16 protein-coding genes are annotated in these 20,773 nt (G+C 40.0%); 15 read left to right on the forward strand and 1 reads right to left on the reverse strand.

Annotation, left to right across the window (positions count from 1 at the left end):
- Position 1 precedes the first annotated feature (1 nt).
- The 14 genes from PG901_RS04085 (at position 2) to PG901_RS04150 (ending at position 18,672) form a co-directional block, all read left to right on the forward strand.
- The gene (locus PG901_RS04085; RefSeq protein ID WP_271133597.1) at positions 2-1,585 is read left to right on the forward strand and encodes a site-specific integrase; all 1,584 of its coding nucleotides are present in this window, start codon (positions 2-4) and stop codon (positions 1,583-1,585) included.
- Positions 1,578-3,611: a hypothetical protein gene (locus PG901_RS04090; protein WP_271133598.1), complete on the forward strand. Its 2,034-nt coding sequence runs from the start codon at positions 1,578-1,580 to the stop codon at positions 3,609-3,611. The genes PG901_RS04085 and PG901_RS04090 overlap by 8 nt, the downstream gene beginning before the upstream one ends.
- Positions 3,604-4,023 (forward strand): hypothetical protein, encoded by a 420-nt coding sequence (locus PG901_RS04095; protein WP_271133599.1) that lies wholly within the window; start codon positions 3,604-3,606, stop codon positions 4,021-4,023. Before PG901_RS04090 ends, PG901_RS04095 begins: the two co-directional genes overlap by 8 nt.
- Before the next feature lie 283 nt (positions 4,024-4,306).
- Positions 4,307-7,207, forward strand: coding sequence for a hypothetical protein (locus PG901_RS04100; RefSeq protein WP_271133600.1), 2,901 nt, complete (start codon positions 4,307-4,309; stop codon positions 7,205-7,207).
- Between the two features lie 11 nt (positions 7,208-7,218).
- Positions 7,219-7,683 carry a response regulator gene (locus PG901_RS04105; protein ID WP_271133601.1) on the forward strand — a complete coding sequence of 155 codons (465 nt, stop codon included), beginning with the start codon at positions 7,219-7,221 and terminating at the stop codon, positions 7,681-7,683.
- On the forward strand, positions 7,664-8,836 hold the full coding sequence (locus PG901_RS04110; protein WP_271133602.1) for a phosphorylase family protein: 1,173 nt from the start codon (positions 7,664-7,666) through the stop codon (positions 8,834-8,836). Before PG901_RS04105 ends, PG901_RS04110 begins: the two co-directional genes overlap by 20 nt.
- Before the next feature lie 483 nt (positions 8,837-9,319).
- Entirely contained in the window at positions 9,320-9,643 is a 324-nt protein-coding gene (locus PG901_RS04115; protein ID WP_201619743.1) for an H-NS histone family protein, read from the forward strand.
- A gap of 207 nt (positions 9,644-9,850) precedes the next feature.
- Complete coding sequence (gspN, locus tag PG901_RS04120) at positions 9,851-10,702, forward strand: type II secretion system protein N (RefSeq protein ID WP_271133603.1); 852 nt, start codon at positions 9,851-9,853, stop codon at positions 10,700-10,702.
- Positions 10,703-11,638: a type II secretion system protein N gene (locus PG901_RS04125; protein WP_271133604.1), complete on the forward strand. Its 936-nt coding sequence runs from the start codon at positions 10,703-10,705 to the stop codon at positions 11,636-11,638.
- A 208-nt stretch (positions 11,639-11,846) separates the two neighbouring features.
- Complete coding sequence (gene gspD, locus PG901_RS04130) at positions 11,847-14,117, forward strand: type II secretion system secretin GspD (RefSeq protein WP_271133605.1); 2,271 nt, start codon at positions 11,847-11,849, stop codon at positions 14,115-14,117.
- Between the two features lie 364 nt (positions 14,118-14,481).
- The gene (locus tag PG901_RS04135; RefSeq protein WP_271133606.1) at positions 14,482-14,694 is read left to right on the forward strand and encodes a hypothetical protein; all 213 of its coding nucleotides are present in this window, start codon (positions 14,482-14,484) and stop codon (positions 14,692-14,694) included.
- Positions 14,695-14,784: 90 nt separating this feature from the next.
- Positions 14,785-15,774: a TatD family hydrolase gene (locus tag PG901_RS04140; RefSeq protein WP_271133607.1), complete on the forward strand. Its 990-nt coding sequence runs from the start codon at positions 14,785-14,787 to the stop codon at positions 15,772-15,774.
- A 219-nt stretch (positions 15,775-15,993) separates the two neighbouring features.
- Complete coding sequence (locus PG901_RS04145) at positions 15,994-16,800, forward strand: tRNA threonylcarbamoyladenosine dehydratase (protein WP_271133641.1); 807 nt, start codon at positions 15,994-15,996, stop codon at positions 16,798-16,800.
- Between the two features lie 21 nt (positions 16,801-16,821).
- A complete protein-coding gene (locus PG901_RS04150) occupies positions 16,822-18,672 on the forward strand; it encodes an ATP-binding protein (protein WP_271133608.1) in 1,851 nt (616 codons plus the stop codon).
- A gap of 124 nt (positions 18,673-18,796) precedes the next feature.
- Here the strand turns inward: PG901_RS04150 and efp are convergent, their stop codons facing one another.
- The gene (gene efp / locus PG901_RS04155) at positions 18,797-19,369 is read right to left on the reverse strand and encodes an elongation factor P (protein WP_201563216.1); all 573 of its coding nucleotides are present in this window, start codon (positions 19,367-19,369) and stop codon (positions 18,797-18,799) included.
- A 174-nt stretch (positions 19,370-19,543) separates the two neighbouring features.
- On the opposite strand from efp, the gene epmB reads away from it, so the two are divergent.
- Positions 19,544-20,551: an EF-P beta-lysylation protein EpmB gene (gene epmB, locus PG901_RS04160; protein ID WP_271133609.1), complete on the forward strand. Its 1,008-nt coding sequence runs from the start codon at positions 19,544-19,546 to the stop codon at positions 20,549-20,551.
- The last annotated feature ends 222 nt before the right edge of the window (positions 20,552-20,773 follow it).

Here is a 20,773-nt window from a genome sequence, read left to right on the forward strand (position 1 = left end):
AATGAAGAACTTAGCCATCAGTTTTATTGAGAATGCTGAAGAAGAACTACCTAAACAAAATAAGAAAATACGTGCAAAGACGAAAGGGTATTATTTTCATATTTGGGATAGTGAGTGGGTTTTAGATAAAAATAGTACTATTAACCTAAGCTTTTTTCACAAAAATTTAGATAAGCACACTCTGAATAGTTTTGTTCATGTATTAGCTTATTATGCATCTAACTTATCAGCTAGTCATACTTATAATATAGCTGCTAGATTTAATCATATGATTAGAAGCACAGGTTCTTCTACAATTAACGATATAATGCTAATTAATTATAGAGCTTCATTAAGTAATTCTCACGCATGGTATTTAGGCACGATTCGGGGTTTCTTAAGAAGGTGGTATGAGCTTGGTTTTGATGGCGTTGATGAAGAGATAATTCGACTACTTGATAGTTGGACTATCGAAGGTAATATAAAAGGAGACGCTGTTAAGCGTAAAGATCCTCACGAAGGCCCATTAAGTGATAATGAATTACAGGCTTTTAATGAAGGTGCAGTTACTGCATTTGAACGAAACTTGATTACACTAGACGAGTTCACTATCTCACTTGTTACTAGTAATACTGGCCGCCGTCCAATCCAAATATCTCATTTAAGGGTAATAGACGTTCTATATGGTACAAATAAAAGAGGTGAACCCTTCTATTTATTAAATGTACCTAGGGCAAAGCATGGCGAAGGATTTAGGACTCAGTTTAAACATTTTGCTGTAACACAAGAGTTGTGGGCTATTCTTTCAGCTCAAGTAAAAAATGCTATCTCGATCGTAGAAGATAGTCTTGGTGTTAAGTTAAATGAACACGATTGTCAGGAAGTACCCTTGTTCCCCGACTACCGTAGGATGGAACAAGTGGATTCGCTTTTTGAGTTTAAAGCCTTGTTAACAAGTGATAAATTACATATCACATCGGCTAAAGTGACTGAGACCCTAAAGTTTGTTGTAGGTGCCTCAGAAATTAGGTCAGAAAGAACGGGTGAGGATTTGTTTATTAACGCTCGTAGATTCAGATACACCACAGGTACTAGAGCTGCGCGTGAAGGGTTCGGTGAGTTAGTCATAGCAGAGCTACTAGACCACAGTGATACGCAAAATTCTGGCGTATATATTAAGAACATCCCTGAGCATGTACAGCGCTTAGACGAGGCAGTTGGTTTCCAATTAGCGCCTTATGCTCAAGCCTTTGCAGGTGTATTAGTTGATTCGGAAAAAGATGCTGAGCGTGGTGACGATTTTAGCAGTCGAATTCGTACTGAAGAAGGTTCTAATATAGGGACATGCGGTGAGCATGGGTTTTGCGGTGCAAACGTTCCTATACCTTGCTATACGTGTATTCACTTTCAACCTTGGCTTGATGGCCCTCATAAAGAAGTGTATCAGGACTTACTAAAAGAGCGAGAACGAGTCAAAGATATCACTGGTGATATAGAAATAGCAGCAATATTAGATAGAAGCATCGTTGCTGTAGCTGACGTCATAATTCGCTGTGAGAAGCGTCGTTCTGAACTTAATGAACAGCAAGGAATTGATCATGCCTAATAATGTTTTTCAGTTCAAGTCTAGAGCAGAATTAACAGCCGCTGTTAACCTAGAAAATTTTATAACTAAATGTCGTGAAGACTTAACAGTATTCGGCGATGATTTGGATTGGATTGCTTACGTATGGCCGAAAGTGGCGGTATTTTCAAAGCTTGGCGTTACAACACGTAAGCCAAAAAAAGAAGAGCTGATGGATAAGAGCTTTGTGGAGTTTGCTAAGGCATACTTTCGCTATCAACAAGGTCATAAGCCTACTGGAACTAAGAATGAGCTTAAAGCGCTTCGAGTATTAGAAGCAGCGCTTATTCAAGTGAATGGTGACGCATCTATAACAGGATTATCTCTTACTTGCCTAGATGAAGCAGTTTCATTGGCAAGAGGCTATTACAGTGATAGTGCTGCTTATGCCTGTGGAAGAGAAGTTGAAAGGTTGGCTAAATTTGTAACTGATAATCATCTCATTAATACAAATTTAAAAGAATGGCGTAATCCTATTACTCGTCCAACAGACACTACAAGAACGGGTAAAGAAGCAAAAAAAAATAGAGAAAAAAAGTTACCTAACGAAACAGCTCTTAACGCATTAGCCGAGATATTCGCTAGTAATCCCGCGGAAGAGCGAGATATTTTCACAACATCAATATTTGCAATGTTAATGTCTGCACCCTCTCGAATTGCTGAGGTAATGGCATTACCAGTAGATTGTGAAGTATTTGAAAAAGATAGTGAAGGTGTAGAGCGCTATGGATGGCGATTCTTCGCTGGCAAAGGCTATGAAGGAGATATTAAATGGATACCTACCGTCATGGTGGAAGTAGCTAAAATCGCCGTTGATAGAGCTAAAGATATATCCTTTGAAGCTCGTAAGCTAGCTAAATGGATTGAGGATAATCCTAATAGATTTTATAGGCATGAAGACTGTCCGAATGTAGCCGAAGATAAGCCACTTACGATGGAGCAAGCTTGTCAAGCATTAGGGCTAGCTAATCACACAAAAGATATCTGTTATTCTAGTTTGAATAGCAGAGGTCTTGATCATCATGATTATATGAATACTTTAAATAGTCTATGGCAACACGTAAAAGGACGTCTGCCTGATAGCTTTCCATGGTTTGATGAAAATAAAGGTATTAAGTTCTCGAATGCACTATTTGTGCTAAATGCTAATCAATTTCATGGTAATAGACCATGTTTACCTACTGAACTTAAAAAGCCTGATACGAACTTCTTTAACAATGATATCGGTACTCGTCTAGCTTTGGGAGATAAACATAAAAATATATTTGATAGGTATGGTTATTTTGATAGCGATGGTGAAAGATTAAAAGTTACCTCGCATCAAGCTCGCCACCTGCTCAATACTATTGCACAGCGTGGTGGTTTATCCAACCTTGAAATAGCTAAATGGTCTGGTAGAGCTGACGTAAGACAGAACCGCACTTATAACCATATGACTGAATATGAAATGGTTACAATGGCAGAGAGAATAGATCCATCAAAAGCACTGTTTGGCCCTGTAGGTGAGGTAGAAAAGCATTTACCAGCCACTACTCAAGATTTCAATACTTTGGAGCAAGCTGCTGCACATGTTACTGAGTATGGGTTTTGTGTACACGACTTCACGATGAGTCCATGCGAAAAATTTAGAGATTGTATCAACTGCACTGAGCAAGTATGTATTAAGGGCGATGCAACTAAATTGGCTCGTATGAAAGAACGCCTCGATAAAATTGAAACAATACTGACTAAAGCTGAGCAAGCAGTTAAAGAAGGTGATATGGGTGCTGATAGATGGCTAAATCATCATATAAAAACAGCAACCAGACTTCGTGACCTAATTTACATTTTAGAGAACCCGAATATTATAGATGGGGCACAAGTAAAGCTTCGTGGTAATGATTTTAGTCAATTGCGTCGAGTTGCTGAGAAGAAATCTATAAGTATGGTTGCTGAAAACGAAGATGTATCTAATGAAGCATCAATTTTAGAGTGTTTGACAGATATACTTGGAGGCGGTTTTGGCTAAACATCTGAGTAAGAGAGACATAGACGCTGTTGTAAGCTTAATCCGTGGTTGGGATCAACCTAAAATCACGTGGGCTGCGATTTGCGAGCAAGCAGCCACGCTTGTAGGTAAGACACCTACAAGACAATCTTTAAACGCTCACGAGGCTATTACAGCTGCCTATCAGTCTAAAAAAGATACTATTAAAGAAAAAGTGCCTAATAAGCCTCGACCTGCTAGTTTAAATGCAGCAGCTTCACGGATTGCTAACTTAGAGTCTGAAATTATAGAACTCAAAGAGCAAAATCGTCAATACAAGCAAATGTTTGTTTTGTGGCAGTACAATGCATATAAACATGGGATGACAGAAAGTAAGCTAAATGCTTCTATGCCAAAAATTGATCGAGAGCGTTCAGATAATCAGAAGCGTTAACTTCAGAATATTTTTACTGATATGTTCTTTACACTGAAAAATTCAGTATAGTATAACTCTTGCATAGGTCATTGCTAGCTCTTGTAACTCCATCAGTGAAAGTCAATGAGCTGGTACTTTTGCAAGAGATCTAGTATATGGTGAAATTACTATATAAATAGATCTATACTCTAGATAAGTTTAGATCTATCTTCAAATCAATCAACTATAGTGCCAAACGTCCAAAGATAAATAAACTAATTTATCATTTATAAATTAAACTGCAACTATTAAGCTAACTATAATGAACAACCACATCAGTAAAGAAGTTATCCTAGAGTCCACTGGTAATAGCTTGCTAGTAGATAAAGAATTTATTGGTAAGTACAAAAAGCTTGATAAGGGTATAAGAAGTTATCTTAGACCTATGCTTTTTGGCGAGGTTGAAAAAAAATATAAAACAGTAAATAAACTGAGAAAGTTAAAAAAACCAGATGAAATATCAGACATTGAAGAAGTTATATTATTAAGTAAGAAAGAGCATATATTGCCTGATTTATTTCCCAAAGAGCCTAAAATATTACATGATGAATTTTTTCTTGAATCTATTTCCGTCGATAAACATTTAAGTATATTGAATCTAACGGTAAAAAAGAATTTAGAAAAACTAACTGATCTATTAATGCTGATATCGGAATTAAATAACTGCATTTTAAAGAAGGAATACATTGAATCCGAAAATATAATTAAGGGAATTATCGATAATTATGGTTATAGTCATTTCTTACTAAGAAAAATGGTGCTATTAAATGAGCTTAGTAAAATTACAAATATAGATTTATTGTTTATAGATTCTGAAATAGAGTTTTATAATAACAGTGGAAAAAATCAAATATTAAGCTCGCTTCAACAGTGTTACGATGTAGAATTAAGTTATTTTAATCTCAAAAAATCAGTAATGAATATTTCTGATTTTGAATGTTATTTAAATACTATTATTAGAATACCTTTTCTTTATAAAAAATATAGCAATGACAAAAGTAATGAAGATATTTTCCTAAAATATAATCTTCAGTCATCCCTTATTGATGGATTGATTTTTTTGAAATGTAATAAGAATATTTATGAATATGATAAGTTTTACTATCTAAGTAAAATTATAGGTTTATTGAGTGACAATAGTATTGATATTGATGATTTAGCCAGATTTTATCTAAGTATATATGGAGATGATGGAGATGATATAGAAGATATCTTCTCTAAACAATCAAGCGCTTGGTATGAAATTAACGGAGTTGGAAGTTACAGAGTCCTACAAGACTTATTTGTAGACAATCCTAATTCTAACTATCTGGATTTAAATTCGAATATAAACAAGCTATCAAATTATTTAACGGAAATAATTAGCGATTATGATTTACTAAGCTTACTAAATCCTAGTATTGTGGAAAAAGATTCAGATAGTGGTCTGAAATATTTAATAAATAAGGGAGCGGTTACTAGGTCAGCTATTTTTAACTATCGTATTGCTCTAACTGATGGGGAGGTTGACTTTAAGCAAGACACTCTTTACTGGATTATGGGAAATACAAGAGAGTTACCTAGGTCAATTAATTACCAGTCATTGAGGAAAATGGCAACACGCTCAGATGATCTAGAATCTAAAGTTATTTATTATTTGCTAATTCATAAACAAAGCAGAAGCGAGCTTGATAATCACAGACTAAGAAAATTTTTAGAGAAAGTAGTGATTGAAGAGTTTAATGGTGATCTAATAAATTTTATTGACCATCAGTCAAAGAAATCAAATGCAGTAGCGTATTTTACATACGAGATATGTACTGTAGATTTCATTGCTAAACTTACACATATTATTAAAGACACTGTTTTAATAACTGAAACTAGAGCAAAACTACATAGATGGATGTGGAAAAATACAGATGATAAAGCTTACTTTGAAAGAGCTAGAACTTTGCTTATTGATCATCAAATAAATAAAATTAGAAATGAGCTCCATGACAATAGAATTTATGTTGATGCTCAAAGGTTTAATGACTGGATTTCTGAAGAAATGATACGCGAATTCACATCTGTTTTGAGTAATATTGAGAAAACTGGATTGACTGAGTATTATGATTCGCCACAGTTATATTTTCTAGTAGAAAAGGTTTATAAAGAGTTTTGTAGTAATAATATCTATGGCATATCATCTTATTTAGGTAGAAGAATTAGACATGGTACTTTTAGAGGAACAATGTTTAACAACATAACATCATCTATGGAAAAGAGTTATAGTTTTAATAATCAAGGATTTAATGTTATTTGGGAGAAGTGGAAGAATGAATATGATGTCCTAATAAATACTATTACAACAACCTACTTACATGTTGAGTCAGACACGAATCCTAAAGGCATTATTAAGCCAGATATAAATAATCATGAGAAACAAATAATAGCTAAAGCTTGTATACAAAGCTTAATGAATGCTTTTTTTGTCAATGGCTCAAATGTTCAGTTAAACAATCTCCTGATTGAGTATTGCTGGAGATTGATTGAGGTTGATCTTAAAAGCGTAAATCAGTTTTTGAATACAACTCAAACTGAGGTGCTCAATTTTACAGTTGCTCCTAAGAGTGCATATAATCAAAAATATTTAGATTCATTTTTTAAGGAATTACGGATAAAAGTTAGAGAAAGTTTTACTACAGTGTTTGAATGGTTCAAGAGACCACAGAGTGTGGCTCCAAGAGCTGATGTTGTTTTACTGATAAAAGCAGTTATTGAAGAAGTCAAAGAATCGTTTGGGAATTTAAAGTATAACGACCAACAGCTAGTAAGCAAGTTTGTACTATTCGGTGGTGCTTATCATGTGATTTATGATGCACTATATGTAATTATATTTAATGCAGCTAAGCACGGTGATTCAAGTAAAGAGTTAAATATTAGTATAGGTTTCAATAGTGAGGTTAAAAGACTCTTTATCTCTATATCTTCTGATATTTATGACTATCAAGATGAGAGTTATATTAACAAAGTTCTGAAAATCTCAAATGATGCTGATATTAATAATGCACAATTATATGAAGGTAGAAGTGGGATCTTAAAACTACATCATCTTGAAAAAACTGATACTAATTTTAGTATCGAAAAGATTGTATGTAAAGAAGCTAAGGTTGAAGTTGTTATCTCATATAAGGTTATGTAAGGTAGCTCATTATGTTTAAAGTTTTGATTGTAGAAGATGATATTCACAAACTTGACAGTTTAACTGCATTTATTCATCAGTATTTATCGAATTCAGAAGTTATGCCAGCTACAAACCTTAAAGATGCTATTGAAGCGGTTGATTCACATTTATTCGATTTAATCCTAATAGATATGGCAATTCCTAGTCATGCTACAGTGCCAGGCGGAGGTAGCCCTATGTCTCTATTAACTGGTGGTTTAGAGGTGATACTTGAGTTAAGTAGTCTTGAAAGAGAAGATGACTGCATTATTATAACTCAGTTTCATGAAATTGAGATCTGTGATAACAACTACTCTATCAACACTGCTAAAAAATACATTCATGAATTGCTAGAGTGTGAAGTTCTAGATTGTATCCTTTACGACGAGGGTGAGAATTCATGGCGAAAGAAATTAATGGACAATATATCAATTTATGAAAATTTTAATCCTTGAAGACAATCCTGAAAAATTAGCGGAGATCATATCTGAGATTCAGATTTTCGACAATGAAGTAGAGATTACTACTGTAACTAATCAATTTGATTTTTCTCCCCTTGTTGAAAGACACAAGTATGACTTAATTATCATAGACTTGATGGTTCCTTCATTTCAAAGTGAGCCCCCTACTGATTTAACAGAAATGTTAATACTGAGGATTCGTGATGATGAGTGTATTAACATCGAAACACCAGTCCTAGCTTTAACTAAGTACCCTCAGGCTGCCCATAAATGTGTAGATGACCTAAGTGTCGTTGGGTTACAGATTGGTCATTATTCTGATAATGGCCAATGGAAGTCTCTGTTACTTAAGAATTTGAAGTCGAGCAAACCTCAAGAAATTTACGATTTTGTCATAGTATGTGCTCTTCAGAAAGAAGCAAAGGCTTTTGAGCAAGTATTGTCTAATATTTCACCTAGTGAAAATATCATGGGACTAGAATGTAGAAAAGTAAAGGTTGCTAATTTTAATGGTTTGATTGTTACATGTCCAAGGATGGGTTTAGTTGTTGCATCAATTGTAACTACTAAAGCATTAGAGTACTTTAAGCCTAAAGTGATTTGTATGAGTGGTATATGTGCTGGGCTAAAATCCAGTGGAGCTAACATATATGATTTAATTATATCTGATACCTCCTATCAGCATGATGCGGGGAAATGGACTAATGGCAAACTAGTTTCGGAAGTTTACCAAGTGCAATTAGACCCTGACGTTAAAACATTCATTAATAGCAAAATTATAGATAATCAAGAAATAGAGAGTACATTGACTCAAGGGGTTAGCTTTGAGAGAGATGAATATCATGACCAGTATATTAAACCAAAAATTAAACTTGAGATAACTTCTAGTGGAAGCACTGTAATAGCAGATAGTGAGATTATTAAATCAGTTGAAGATACACATAGAAAAGTACATTCGTTTGAAATGGAAACTTTCGCTCTATATGAGTCAGCACGAATGTCACCTTTGAAGCCAAAATATTTTAGTTGTAAATGTGTTGTTGATGATGGTAGCGAGTCGAAGGGTGATAACTATCATAGACTAGCTTGTTTATTTGCAGCCAAATGTACCGTAGAAGTTCTTAGCGGACTTCTTAAAAGTAGCTAGAAATGTAAAGTATTTGGTACAAACTTGATATATTCTTTACGTTATTCTTTACATTATTACCTCTTATTTTATAACTATAGTTCTATGTATATAATAATGAAGACTATCAGTGAGAAATATCTAGGGTGAGTTTGTAATAGGTATACATAACCATTTTGAGGAATACACATGAATAAAGAATGTTGATTAAAAAACGAAGAGCCTGTGAATACAGGCTCTTTTTTTATGCTATTGGCTTTTGTAAATGTTGATAATTAAAAATATAAACAACATTATAAATACTAATATAAAACCAACTATCGTTTAAAACCGTTTTTGCTTTAATGACATTTATGAGTAGCCCTTTATCATTGAATACCAATCAATACTTGTGATGGATTATATTTTTGTTTATATTACTGCTACTTACGATTTTTATTATTCATAAGTCATTAGCATTCATGCTATTTGATTTATAACCTTGATATAAAAGTGGAGATTATGATGAGCAAAAATAACGTGATTGATTTAAATAACCTTAACGTTGATGAGCTACGCGCCATTACCGAAAATGCCCAGCAACTTATTGCCCAAAAACAACATCAGCGTTTATATGATGCTTATATGCAGTTTGAAAAAATTGCTGAAGAAAGTGAAGCCAGCATTGAAGAGATTCTACAAGCGGGCGAGAAACTTGAGAAAAAACGTAGCATTAAGTATCGCAATACCACTAATAACGAAGAAACCTGGACCGGTCGTGGTCGCAAACCAACTTGGTTGGTAGACGCCCTAGCCGCAGGTCGTAAATTGGAAGATTTTGCTATTTAATCAGTTAAACGCCTTTATGAATGTCTGATTTTATTTTGCTTTCATGCGTCATTGATAATGATTGCTTAATAAGCAAGTGGATAGATAAAAGCCAGTATCTTTAGCGCCAGTATTTTGGTGCAAAGATACTGGCTTTTTTTCTGTCATCTGTATGCCATTGTTTGCTATGATAATGACGTTTTTGTCTTATATAAGAGTTAGGTAACTGTGCCTCAAGTATCCATATCGTCTTACAAGCGTCCCCGCAAGCTCTGGTGGCTATTTGGCTTTATCCTATTTGCGCTATTTGCCGTCTTGCAAATGCCAGCGGCATGGCTACTTGAAAAATACGCCCCAGACACGCCGTATGTGCAACATGTGTCGGGCAACTTATGGCAAGGCTCAGCGATTTGGCAGCTGCCCGTGTCAGCAACACCGCTTACAGGCGCCGCTGAATGGTCGTGGCAGCCGTGGCATTTATTATTAGGTAAACTAGGGGCTGAAGTTGATATCAGCTCAGAGCAAACCCGTTTAAATGGTCAGGTTAAAGTAGGCACCAGCTCATGGCAAGTTCAAAACATGAGCGGTAAAATTGCCCCTGAAACTTTGGCGAGTGTGGTCGATTGGCAGTTGCCTAATGCGCCGATTCAGGTCAATAACGTCTCTTTAAAACGTCAGTCTGCCGCAAATACCGCAGCAAGTAATTCAGCTAATGGTTCAAATAATAGTGGCTCAGCTACCAAGGCGGCCGGCTTTAGTGAGGCAAGTGGTCAGCTGACTTGGGTTGGCGGTGAAATCGGCTACCCTAGCGGCGGTAAGGTTTTTTATATCACCATGCCAGCGCTGCGTGCTGAGCTCAGTGCCGAGCAAAAGAACAATAAAAATCTGCTGCATATCAATCTGGTAAACAATCAAGATAAGCGCTTGGGCGATCTGTATATCGATGGCGATAATATGTTAGATGTCAGCTTAACCCAGCGTCTACTAGAAAATATGCCGGAATATAAAGGACAAGCACCGCAAGATACGCCTGTGGTTAGTGTTCGGCAGCCGCTGCTCAATGGCTTGGGGGCGCGCTAGATGATGAATGCTACCGATATCTCTAGCCGAATAAAACCTCTTATCAATACGCTCAATCGCTTTTCAGCGTGGTTGTTATTATTGGCCATTATTTGGTTGTGTTGGACAGCAGCGCGGTTACTGTGGCTGCTGCTAGCTGCTCCATTAGCGCCCGCGTTACCGCTTGCGCCTTTACAGAATACAGCGAACTCAAATACCGACTATAGTGGCTTGTTTGCCATTTTTGCTGACCCTGATCCTATCGCTGCCGCAGTACAACCGCCGCCTAATATTGGGCTAAAAGGCGTACTTATTGCGATACCGGAAAGTCTGTCTTCGGCCCTATTGGATGTCAATGGTGAAGTGAAAAATTACCGTATCGGTGACACTTTAAAAGACAGTGACTATACGCTGGTTGCTGTCGATTGGAATGAAGTCATTATCGCTGATGCTTATGATAAAGAAACTGTCATCAGAATGGCAGAAGCTATGCCACTCGACCAAAGCGCTATGCTGGCAGGTGCGGTGAGTAATCAGCGTTTGCCAGAGAATGCTATGTTGCCTAACTCGCCTAACCTATCATCACCTAACCTATCATCACCAGACCAAGTTAATCCTGATACGGCGCCAAATGGGGAAGCAAGCAGCGAGGGCGAGCCAAAGTCAGCAATTGATGAAGCCGTTACCGAATTACAATCCAATCCCGCCAGTTATTTAAGTCGAATGGGCGTCATGGCGTCAGGTGAGAGCTATCAGGTCACAGCCGCTATGCCGGCTAAATTGCGTAATCGGTTAGGGCTGGAACCTGGTGATAAGGTACTGACCGTTAATGGTCAAAGCGTGGGCAGTAATCCTGGGCAAGATGCCAGCGTCTTACAGCAAGTAAAGCAAGCCGGTGAAGCACAAATAGAAGTGCAGCGTGGCGATCAAGTGATTACCATTCGCCAGCAGTTCTAGCTTAGACTTTAAAGCCGATTTTTTAGATACAGACTTGCTTGCTCTTATAGTTGGCAAGTCGCTAAAGAACATTAATTAGCTATCCAATTCAGTTTCAGTTCATATTATATCCAGCACATATTGTATTTAACACAAGAAATTTAGCACACGAAACTTAGCACTCATGAAACTTAGTATATCCGCGACATCACTGTAGGTAATTATCAATATGGTCAGTTCTCAAAATTTCTCGGTCACGCCTTTACACCATATTTTGCAGCGTTTGATGCGTCTGTGTCGTCCGCTGTGCTTAGCTATTCCGCTATGGGCAGCGAGTACGGGGCTAGTGAGTGCAGAAAGCTGGAAGGTCAATTTACAAGATGCCGATATCAAAGCTTTTATTAATGAAGTGGCAACTATTACCGATCAAAACTTTGTCCTTGATCCGCGTATCAATGGTAATGTTACCGTCATCTCTAACAAAGCATTGTCGCGTGACGAGATTTATCAGCTGTTCTTAAGTGTCATGCAGGTCAATGGTATTGCCGCTATCGACTCGGGTACGACCATTAAACTGGTACCTGATAACGTCGCCAAACAATCTGGTGTTGCGGTAGATTTACAGGGTAATAGCGTCGGTGAGGCGCTAGCGACGCGGGTGATTTATTTGACCAATACCCAAGCAGCAGAAGTGCTCGGCGTGATTCGACCACTGATGCCGCAGTCAGCTCACGCAGCAGCAGTGCCGGGCGTTAATGCTTTGGTGTTATCTGATCGCGCTGATAGTCTTAATCAGTTGACGGCGCTTATCCGTGATTTAGACAGCAACGTCAATGATAGCTTGCAAGTGATACCGCTACGTCATGTCGATGCTGAACGCATGATGGAGCTGATCAGTGCTTTGGTCGCAAGCGCGGGTAGCGGGCAGGCCCAAGGTGGTAATAATCAGCTAAAAGTCATTGCTGATACGTCTAGCGATAGATTATTGGTCAAAGGCAGTCCTGAGATGATTGCTAAAGTTCAAGAAATGGTCAATCAGCTTGATACTACGCCCACGAGACGTTTGAGTGGTCTACGGGTCTTTCGCTTAAAATATGCCAGCGCCGGTCATATTGCAGAGATGCTGCGCGGCTTACTTGCCAGTCAATCCATTAATAGCTCTGGTGCGACGTCAACCTTAGAGTCAGCCTCTCTAAACGGTGCCAGTGGTACTGGCTCAACACTCAATAGCGGCGCTAATGCAAGTGTGGGTAATGGTGCTAGCAACAACACCACTGCCAATAGCGGTGCTGCCGCTTTATCGACTAGTGGCTCGGGTGGCACAAGTACTGGTATAGGTGGTCGACCTTTTAGTATTATCGCCGATGAAACCCAAAATGCCGTCATTGTTAATGCCGCGCCTGAGCTGATGTTTGAGATTGAAGACGCCGTCAATCAGCTTGATAGCCGCCGTGCTCAGGTCTTGATTCAAGCAGCAATTGTCGAAGTATCAGGCGATGATGCTACCCAGCTTGGCGTGCAATGGGCGCTCGGTAATGCCAATAGTGGTTATGGCGTCGTCAACTTTAATAACGTTGGCGCCAGCGCGGTTTCGCTTGCAGCAGCAGCCTTATCGGGTGGAGCAGGTATCAGTGCGGCAGCAGGCTCGATTGCTGGTGCTTTGATTGGAATCGGTGATAGTAAGAAAGACAGCCAAGGTAATACTCAGTTTTATGGCGCAATCTTACAGGCTCTTGACTCATCGACCAGTGCCAATCTGCTGTCGATGCCCTCGATTCTGACCTTGGATAATGAAAAGGCAAGCATTTTAGTTGGTCAAAACGTGCCTTTTGTCACCGGCTCATATACCACAGGCAGCGATTCTTCGACCAACCCTTTCCAGACCATTGACCGGCAAGATATCGGTATCAACCTAAACGTCATTCCTCATATTGGTGATAATGGCACCGTACGTTTGGAAGTTTCGCAAGAAGTTTCCTCAGTTGTACCGGGCAGCGCCGGCAATGCCAGCGGTCTTATTACCAATAAAAGCCTAATTAATACCACGATTTTAGCCGACGATCAGCAAACCATCGCCTTAGGTGGTTTGATGCGCGATAACACCACCACGCGCCAACAAAAAGTGCCCGGCTTGGGTAATATGCCCTTGTTTGGTCGACTGTTCCGTTCTGATAATGACAGTAACCAGAAGAGTAACTTAATCATATTTTTACAGCCGACTATCTTACGCGATGGCGGGGCTGTAGCCAGTGTGACCGAGCGTAAATACAATCAGATGCGCGTGCTGCAACTGGTTATCGATAAAAACGGCACGATTAAACAGTTACCGCTTAGTGGTACAGAAGGTTGGAATGGCAATATCAGTGCCGACTACGAATTGATGCCGCTCAATCCACTGGTGCCTAAACGTGACCAAACGCCAAAAACGACTTCTCAAGGCTTTACCAAAGTAGATAGCCCTAGCAGTAGTGGTATCACAACTTATCCGTTAAAGCGCTAAACGCTCATAATACATAAGTTGTCAGATACTGGCCTAAGCCTCGATAGCCCCAATAGCTTCAGTTCTTAAGCTCATACTCAATAACAAGCATACTTAAATGTACGGCACGATAGTGACGCCGTACATTAGTTTGCGTATTCATAACACAGGTATACATAGCGCCTCTATGATGCGCGTATAATGCAACCTAGGATAATAACTTATTGCTTTCATTAGTAATTTTTATCACCTTTCTTTTGATTGTGACATATTTGAATAAATCCCGTATGCATAAACAGCGATTAACTGACGTACAATAGGTCTTGGTGAAAGTACTTGGGTGAAAGTGCCTTGATGTCTTGGTAAAAATACTTCGGTGAAAATAATGCGCAATCTTAATAGTAGTAATAGTAATAGTAATAGCAATAATCGTAAAAAGAAGTGGTTGCGTTTAGGGGTAGTTGGCTTAGCGCTATTGCTTATCCCGCGCCGTAGTAGTCTAAAAACAGATAGCAAACTAGCGGCTAACGCTGAAAATGAAGTGAATAATAAAGTTGCTAATAAATTCACTAAAGAAGATGAATCAGCGCTAAAATAGAAGCGGTGATTAATAATAATGGCTTTATTGCCGATAAAAAATGCTATTGAAATAAATTGCTTTAATCATTAAGAAATTTGGAGTTTATTGATGACGGTCATTGGCGCATCATTTAACGCTAATACAGAATTACCTGCTATTCTTCCTTTAATTGATACCCATACTCATTTTGATGCACCGGTATTTGATGCTGATAGAGACGAGCAGATACAGCAAGCGTATCAGCAAGGGATACGCCATCTGGTATTGGTAGGGTATTTGCAGCGTCATTTTCAGCGCTTGTATGATACTGAACGCTTAATCAATGAGCGGTATCCATCGTCTATTGCCGGTCCAGCAGATACGCCGCAACAGCCCCATTTAAAGGCGCATATTGCCCTAGGTTTACATCCTTTTTATATTGAGCAGCATACTGAGGCGCATTTAGAAAGTATGGCGCAGATGCTGGATAAAGAGCGTCCATTGGCCATCGGTGAGATTGGTTTCGATACTTTTACTGATGAGATGAAACAGCCTGAGATGTTCGCAAAACAACAGTATTTTTTTAATGCTCAGCTTGATATGGCTGTGTGCCATAAGTTACCCGTGATGCTGCATATTCGTAAAGCGCACGCTGAAGCATTGGCGTTATTAAAAGCGCATGACTATGATGCTCATGAGCTTGGCGGTATCGCCCATAGTTTTAGTGGTGGCGAGCAAGAGGCGAAAGCATTTGTAAAACTGGGCTTTAAGCTTGGGGTAACCGGTCAAGTGACCAATCCAAATGCCAAAAAGCTACGCCGCGCTATTCAAGCAGCTGTCGCTAGTGATGGGATTAAGTGCTTGGTGATTGAGACGGACTGTCCAGATATGACGCCTATCATGTGTCAAGAGTCGGGCAATAGTCAGTCGGCGCTCGGGCAAAGCCCAGATAATGAATGGGGCAATGCGCCCGCTCATAATAGAAATGTCCCTGCCAATTTGCCATGGGTATTACTGAGTTTAAGTAAGTTACTCGATGTGCCGCCAGCGATTCTTGCTGAGCAATTGTGGCACAACAGTTGCAACGCTTTGCAGACTGATTGGCGTTATCCAGCCTGATAATGATAAAAAAACTGTTTAATAATAGACAGTTGAGTAATAAATAATTGAATAATAAATCACCTTTTAAAAGAGCTTTAACTTGTTATGACTGAAGAGGCGCAATTGCAGCAAACGACAACCCAAACAGATACTTTAGCTAATCTAGATATCATTACTACTAATGAACATCATAATGAACATCATAATGAACAGCAACTTGCTTCTGCAAGCGCAGATATGGCGGACGATGCAGATGAGCAATACGAGCGCCGTTTTAAAGGTACGCAAACTCTCTATGGCGCATCGGCAGTCGATACCTTTGCCGCAGCGCATGTTTATGTGATTGGCGTCGGTGGGGTAGGCTCTTGGGCAGCAGAAGCATTGGCGCGCACAGCAGTGGGCACCATTACTTTGATTGATTTAGATGTGTTGGTGGCTTCTAACGTCAATCGTCAGCTGCCGGCGTTAGACAGTACCTTTGGGCAAAGTAAGATTGCAGCGATGGCGACCCGTATCCGTGAGATTAATCCAAAAGTCACCCTACATTTGATAGATGATTTTTTGACCCCTGAGAACGTCGCTGAGTTATTGCCCAATCGCGCGCAAGCAAAAGCAGTAGCGCAAAAAAATCCGATTGTGATTTTAGACTGTGTTGATGATATGAATGCCAAGCTTGCGATTTCATTACATTGTCGCTTTAACAAGTTAAAATTGGTTTGTGCGGGCGGGGCAGGCGGTAAAATAGACCCAAGCCAGATTAAGGTAAGTGATTTACGCGACAGTTATCAAGACCCGCTATTGGCCAAGCTGCGCAATAAGCTGCGCCACGAAAAAGGCATCAATAGTGCGCTGAAAGAAAAATTCGGTATTAAGTGTGTCTATTCAACAGAACCACCGCGCGTCGATAAAAGCTGTCAAACAGGTGGCTTGCACTGCGGCGGTTATGGCTCGGCGGTAGTCGTCACCTCGGTAGTGGCGATGCTGATGGTCAGCGAGGCATTACAATTATTGCTCAAGCAGGCAGCAGTTAAGTCAAGCGTCTGATATGAACTAATGGAGTCCATCTTGTCTACATCCAACTTGCCAAAGAACGATTATCCCGTCGCAGCAGATGACGCTGAGCGTATCAATCGACTCAAAAAATATCAGGTAATGAATAATAATGAGGAACCTGCTTTTGCACGCTTAACAGAGCTTGCCAAACTGTTCTTTAATATGCCGATAGTCACCATCACTTTTATGGATGAAGACACCCAATACCTAAAATCGGGTCATGGGCTTGGTGGAGTTTGTACGACAACGCGTGAAGTGGCGATTTGCAATTATACTGTACTCTCAGATGAGGTTTTTGTCGTCCCTGATTTAGCAGCTGACAGTCGCTTTAATCAAAACCCTTTAGTCACCGAATCGCCGCATCTGCGTTTTTATGCTGGCGCGCCCATTATCATGAATGAGGACGGTAAAACATACCGTTTGGGCTCTTTATGTTTGATGGATGTACAGCCGCATCATGAGTTTACGGACAAGCACGCCGAGCTATTGGCACAGTTTGCGATGATGGCCGCCGATGCCTTGCAGCTACAAAACCAGCAGCGTCATGCCAAACATGCCAATGAGATGAAGTCTGAGTTTTTGGCCAATATGAGCCATGAAATACGCACGCCGATGAATGGTATTATCGGTATGGTTGAGATGTTAAGCGAGACCGAGCTGAGCGCTGAGCAGCAAGAGTATATTGATAATATCAAAGTCTCAAATGAGCATTTGCTGGCGATTATTAACGGTATTTTGGATTTATCAAAAGTTGAATCGGGCAAGATGACTATCGATTCTATTCCGATGAACTTATCGAGTCTTTGTAATGAAGTGGTGAGTTTGTTTGCGGTCAAAGCTCGTCAGCGTGGCTTGATTCTAGATTACCATTACACCGAGTCATTATCGCCGTATGTCAAAGGCGACCCCGTACGACTTAAGCAAATCATGGTTAATCTGGTCAATAATGCGATCAAATTTACCCGCGAAGGCGGTCGAGTGACGATTGACGTTAAGCACATGGAAAACAATCCTTGTGATGATAGACAGGGCGGTTATAACTCTGGCTGTCATGAAGACAGTTATTTAGGAAGCCAGGTATTAGAAAACCATGTATTAGAAAACCATGAAGAACAGGCTTCTCATTATGATACCGATAGTAGTGGTGTGGTCAATCATCAAGATATGACGCTTTGTATTGAGGTCACAGATACGGGTGTCGGCATTAAACCTGAATCATTGGAAGCGATATTTGACGCTTATGATCAAGCCAATAAATATACGCATCGCCTGTATGGCGGTACGGGACTTGGTTTGTCTGTTTGCAAGTCGTTGGTAGACTTGATGGGCGGCTATATTGAAGTGGACAGCGCCGTCGGTATCGGCACAACCTTTACTGTATTACTGCCGTTACCGACTATCGATGAGGCCCGTTACGAGACATGGCAAGACGAAAATGACTTTACCATGGCAGCGCCAAGTCATGAGCTTGTCGGGCACATTTTGCTAGTCGAAGATGACAGCGTTAATGCCATGATTGCCAAAAAAGCGCTTAATAATAGCGGTCATACGGTCACTCATGTTGGGGATGGGCAACAAGCGATTGAGATTTTTGCTTTAAATCCTGAGCTCTATGATGTCATTTTGATGGACCATCATATGCCCATTATGGATGGCGTACAGGCAACCATTAAACTGCATGAGCTTTATGACCCGCAAGCACTGCCACCTATCATCGCCTTGACCGCTAATGCGATGGATGGCGAGCGCAAAAAGTACCTCGATGTGGGGATGCAGGACTATTGCACCAAACCATTTAAACAAGAGCAACTTAATGCTCTAGTGCAGTACTGGCTGATGCATAAACAGTCGATGGAAGAATAGTGTTTAAGGATAGTGCACTTTAAAAAAGAACGGACGTTAAAGCATTCAGCACTAAAAAAAGCTTAACCACTTATGAGCGGTTAAGCTTTTTTTATTTAATAAAACATGTCAGGCATAAAAACGCTTAGCTAACGCGCGTTTGGTAATCACCGGTACGCGTATCAACACGAACCACTTCACCTTGTTGGACAAATAATGGCACACGTACCACCGCGCCTGTCTCTAGCTTGGCAGGTTTACCGCCGCCGCCTGACGTATCACCGCGGAGACCAGGATCAGTTTCAGTGATTTGCAATTCAACAAAGTTAGGCGGCGTTACAGATAATGGCACACCATTAAATAAGGTAATGGTGCAAAGGGCGTTACTGTTGTCTTTTAGCCATTTTATCGCATCACCAATCGCGGTTTTGTCAGCTTGTAACTGCTCAAAACTTTCAGGGTGCATAAAGTGCCAAAATTCACCATCGTTGTATAGATAGTTCATTTCAGTGTCTAGCACATCAGCCGCTTCCAAGCTCTCGCCTGATTTAAACGTTTGCTCTAATACCTTGCCGCTACGAAGGTTGCGCAGCTTAACGCGGTTAAAAGCTTGGCCTTTACCAGGTTTGACGAACTCGTTTTCAAGAATGGCACAAGGGTTGCCATCAAGCATGACTTTGAGACCAGCTTTAAATTCGTTAGTAGAAAAACTTGCCACGGAAGACTCCTAAGGGTTGTAAGTATTGTCATCACTAATTGGATGTGGGGTTTGGGCCTTGCTGCGCTAAAATCGCTTATGATGCTCAGTGTTTTATGAATAATTCGTACGCTTTGATAGCTTACGCACTAAGAGCGTATAATATCGGCTTTTGGGCACAGGTATAAGGTTGTCATGATAAACCATTTAATCACACAAAAAAACTGGCAAACGCAATTATCCGAAGCGATAACCTCTATTGATGAGCTGCTTGGGCTTTTAAAGCTGGAATCACTGCGCTCAGAGGTCTATATACCTGAGCACTTTCAGCTGCGTGTACCGCGCGCTTTTGTGGCAAAAATGACGGTCGGTGACAGTAATGACCCTCTGCTCAAACAAGTATTGCCCAATAAAAAAGAGCAAATCGCTGTCACCGGTTACGTGGCCGACCCCTTAAGTGAAAATACGCACAATCCGGTGAAAGGCTTATTGCATAAATACCAGTCAAGAGTATTGTTAACGATTACCGGTGCCTGTGCGATTCATTGTCGTTATTGCTTTCGCCAGCATTTTGACTATAGTGCCAATATGCCAACCGCCGATGCCAAACAACACATTATCGACTATATCAGCGCCCATCCTGAAATCAATGAAGTGATTTTAAGCGGTGGCGACCCATTAAATGTCACCAACAGACGCTTATTTGCTTGGTTCGATACCTTAGAGGCGATTCCGCAACTGACCACCATCAGGCTGCATACCCGTTTGCCATTGGTGATTCCAGCGCGCTTAGATGATGCTTTGTTGGATAGATTGTCGCAAAGCCGCTGTCAAATCGTCATGGTGATTCATTGTAACCATGCCAATGAGATTGATACGCTGACCGCTGAGTACTTGCAGCGTGCGCGCGCGGCTGGCGTGACCTTATTAAACCAAGCAGTCTTATTAAAGGATATCAATGACAGCGTGGCGGTACAAACGGCACTCAATCAGCGCTTGTTTGCGGCTGGCGTGCTGCCATATTATCTGCATGTGTTGGATAAAGTGGCAGGCGCGGCTCATTTTGATAGTGATGTGCGCGCTGCCATTGCGCTTTATTGGTCGTTACTCGCCGTATTGCCCGGTTACTTAGTGCCAAAATTGGTTAGAGAGTTGCCAAATAAACCGTTTAAAGTGCCGATTGATATTTACAACGATGCTTAAAATGGGCAATATAGTATATTTTTGTTTTAGTAAACAAAGACCGATTAAAATAGTTTTTAATAAAAGCGCAGCAGCCAGCGCCAAATAAAGAAAAGCCATTAAAAAACAGTACTAAAAAATCGTTAATAGGTCAGGTAATAGTCATGCCTAGGGCTAATGTTGCTGAGGTAAATAAAGCATTAAACCTGCATAGACCTATTGATAACTTGCGTAATTACTAAG

Origin of the sequence: Psychrobacter sp. ANT_H3, from assembly GCF_027919975.1 — a bacterium.
GTDB classification, from domain to species: domain Bacteria; phylum Pseudomonadota; class Gammaproteobacteria; order Pseudomonadales; family Moraxellaceae; genus Psychrobacter; species Psychrobacter maritimus.

Bases quoted from the DNA above. Each gene is read 5' to 3' on its own strand.
- PG901_RS04085 (WP_271133597.1), top strand. From the start codon at position 2: ATGAAGAACTTAGCCATCAGTTTTATTGAGAATGCTGAAGAAGAACTA.
- PG901_RS04090 (WP_271133598.1), top strand. From the start codon at position 1,578: ATGCCTAATAATGTTTTTCAGTTCAAGTCTAGAGCAGAATTAACAGCC.
- PG901_RS04100 (WP_271133600.1), top strand. From the start codon at position 4,307: ATGAACAACCACATCAGTAAAGAAGTTATCCTAGAGTCCACTGGTAAT.
- PG901_RS04105 (WP_271133601.1), top strand. From the start codon at position 7,219: ATGTTTAAAGTTTTGATTGTAGAAGATGATATTCACAAACTTGACAGT.
- PG901_RS04110 (WP_271133602.1), top strand. From the start codon at position 7,664: ATGAAAATTTTAATCCTTGAAGACAATCCTGAAAAATTAGCGGAGATC.
- PG901_RS04115 (WP_201619743.1), top strand. From the start codon at position 9,320: ATGAGCAAAAATAACGTGATTGATTTAAATAACCTTAACGTTGATGAG.
- PG901_RS04125 (WP_271133604.1), top strand. From the start codon at position 10,703: ATGATGAATGCTACCGATATCTCTAGCCGAATAAAACCTCTTATCAAT.
- gspD (WP_271133605.1), top strand. From the start codon at position 11,847: ATGGTCAGTTCTCAAAATTTCTCGGTCACGCCTTTACACCATATTTTG.
- PG901_RS04135 (WP_271133606.1), top strand. From the start codon at position 14,482: ATGCGCAATCTTAATAGTAGTAATAGTAATAGTAATAGCAATAATCGT.
- PG901_RS04140 (WP_271133607.1), top strand. From the start codon at position 14,785: ATGACGGTCATTGGCGCATCATTTAACGCTAATACAGAATTACCTGCT.
- PG901_RS04145 (WP_271133641.1), top strand. From the start codon at position 15,994: ATGGCGGACGATGCAGATGAGCAATACGAGCGCCGTTTTAAAGGTACG.
- epmB (WP_271133609.1), top strand. From the start codon at position 19,544: ATGATAAACCATTTAATCACACAAAAAAACTGGCAAACGCAATTATCC.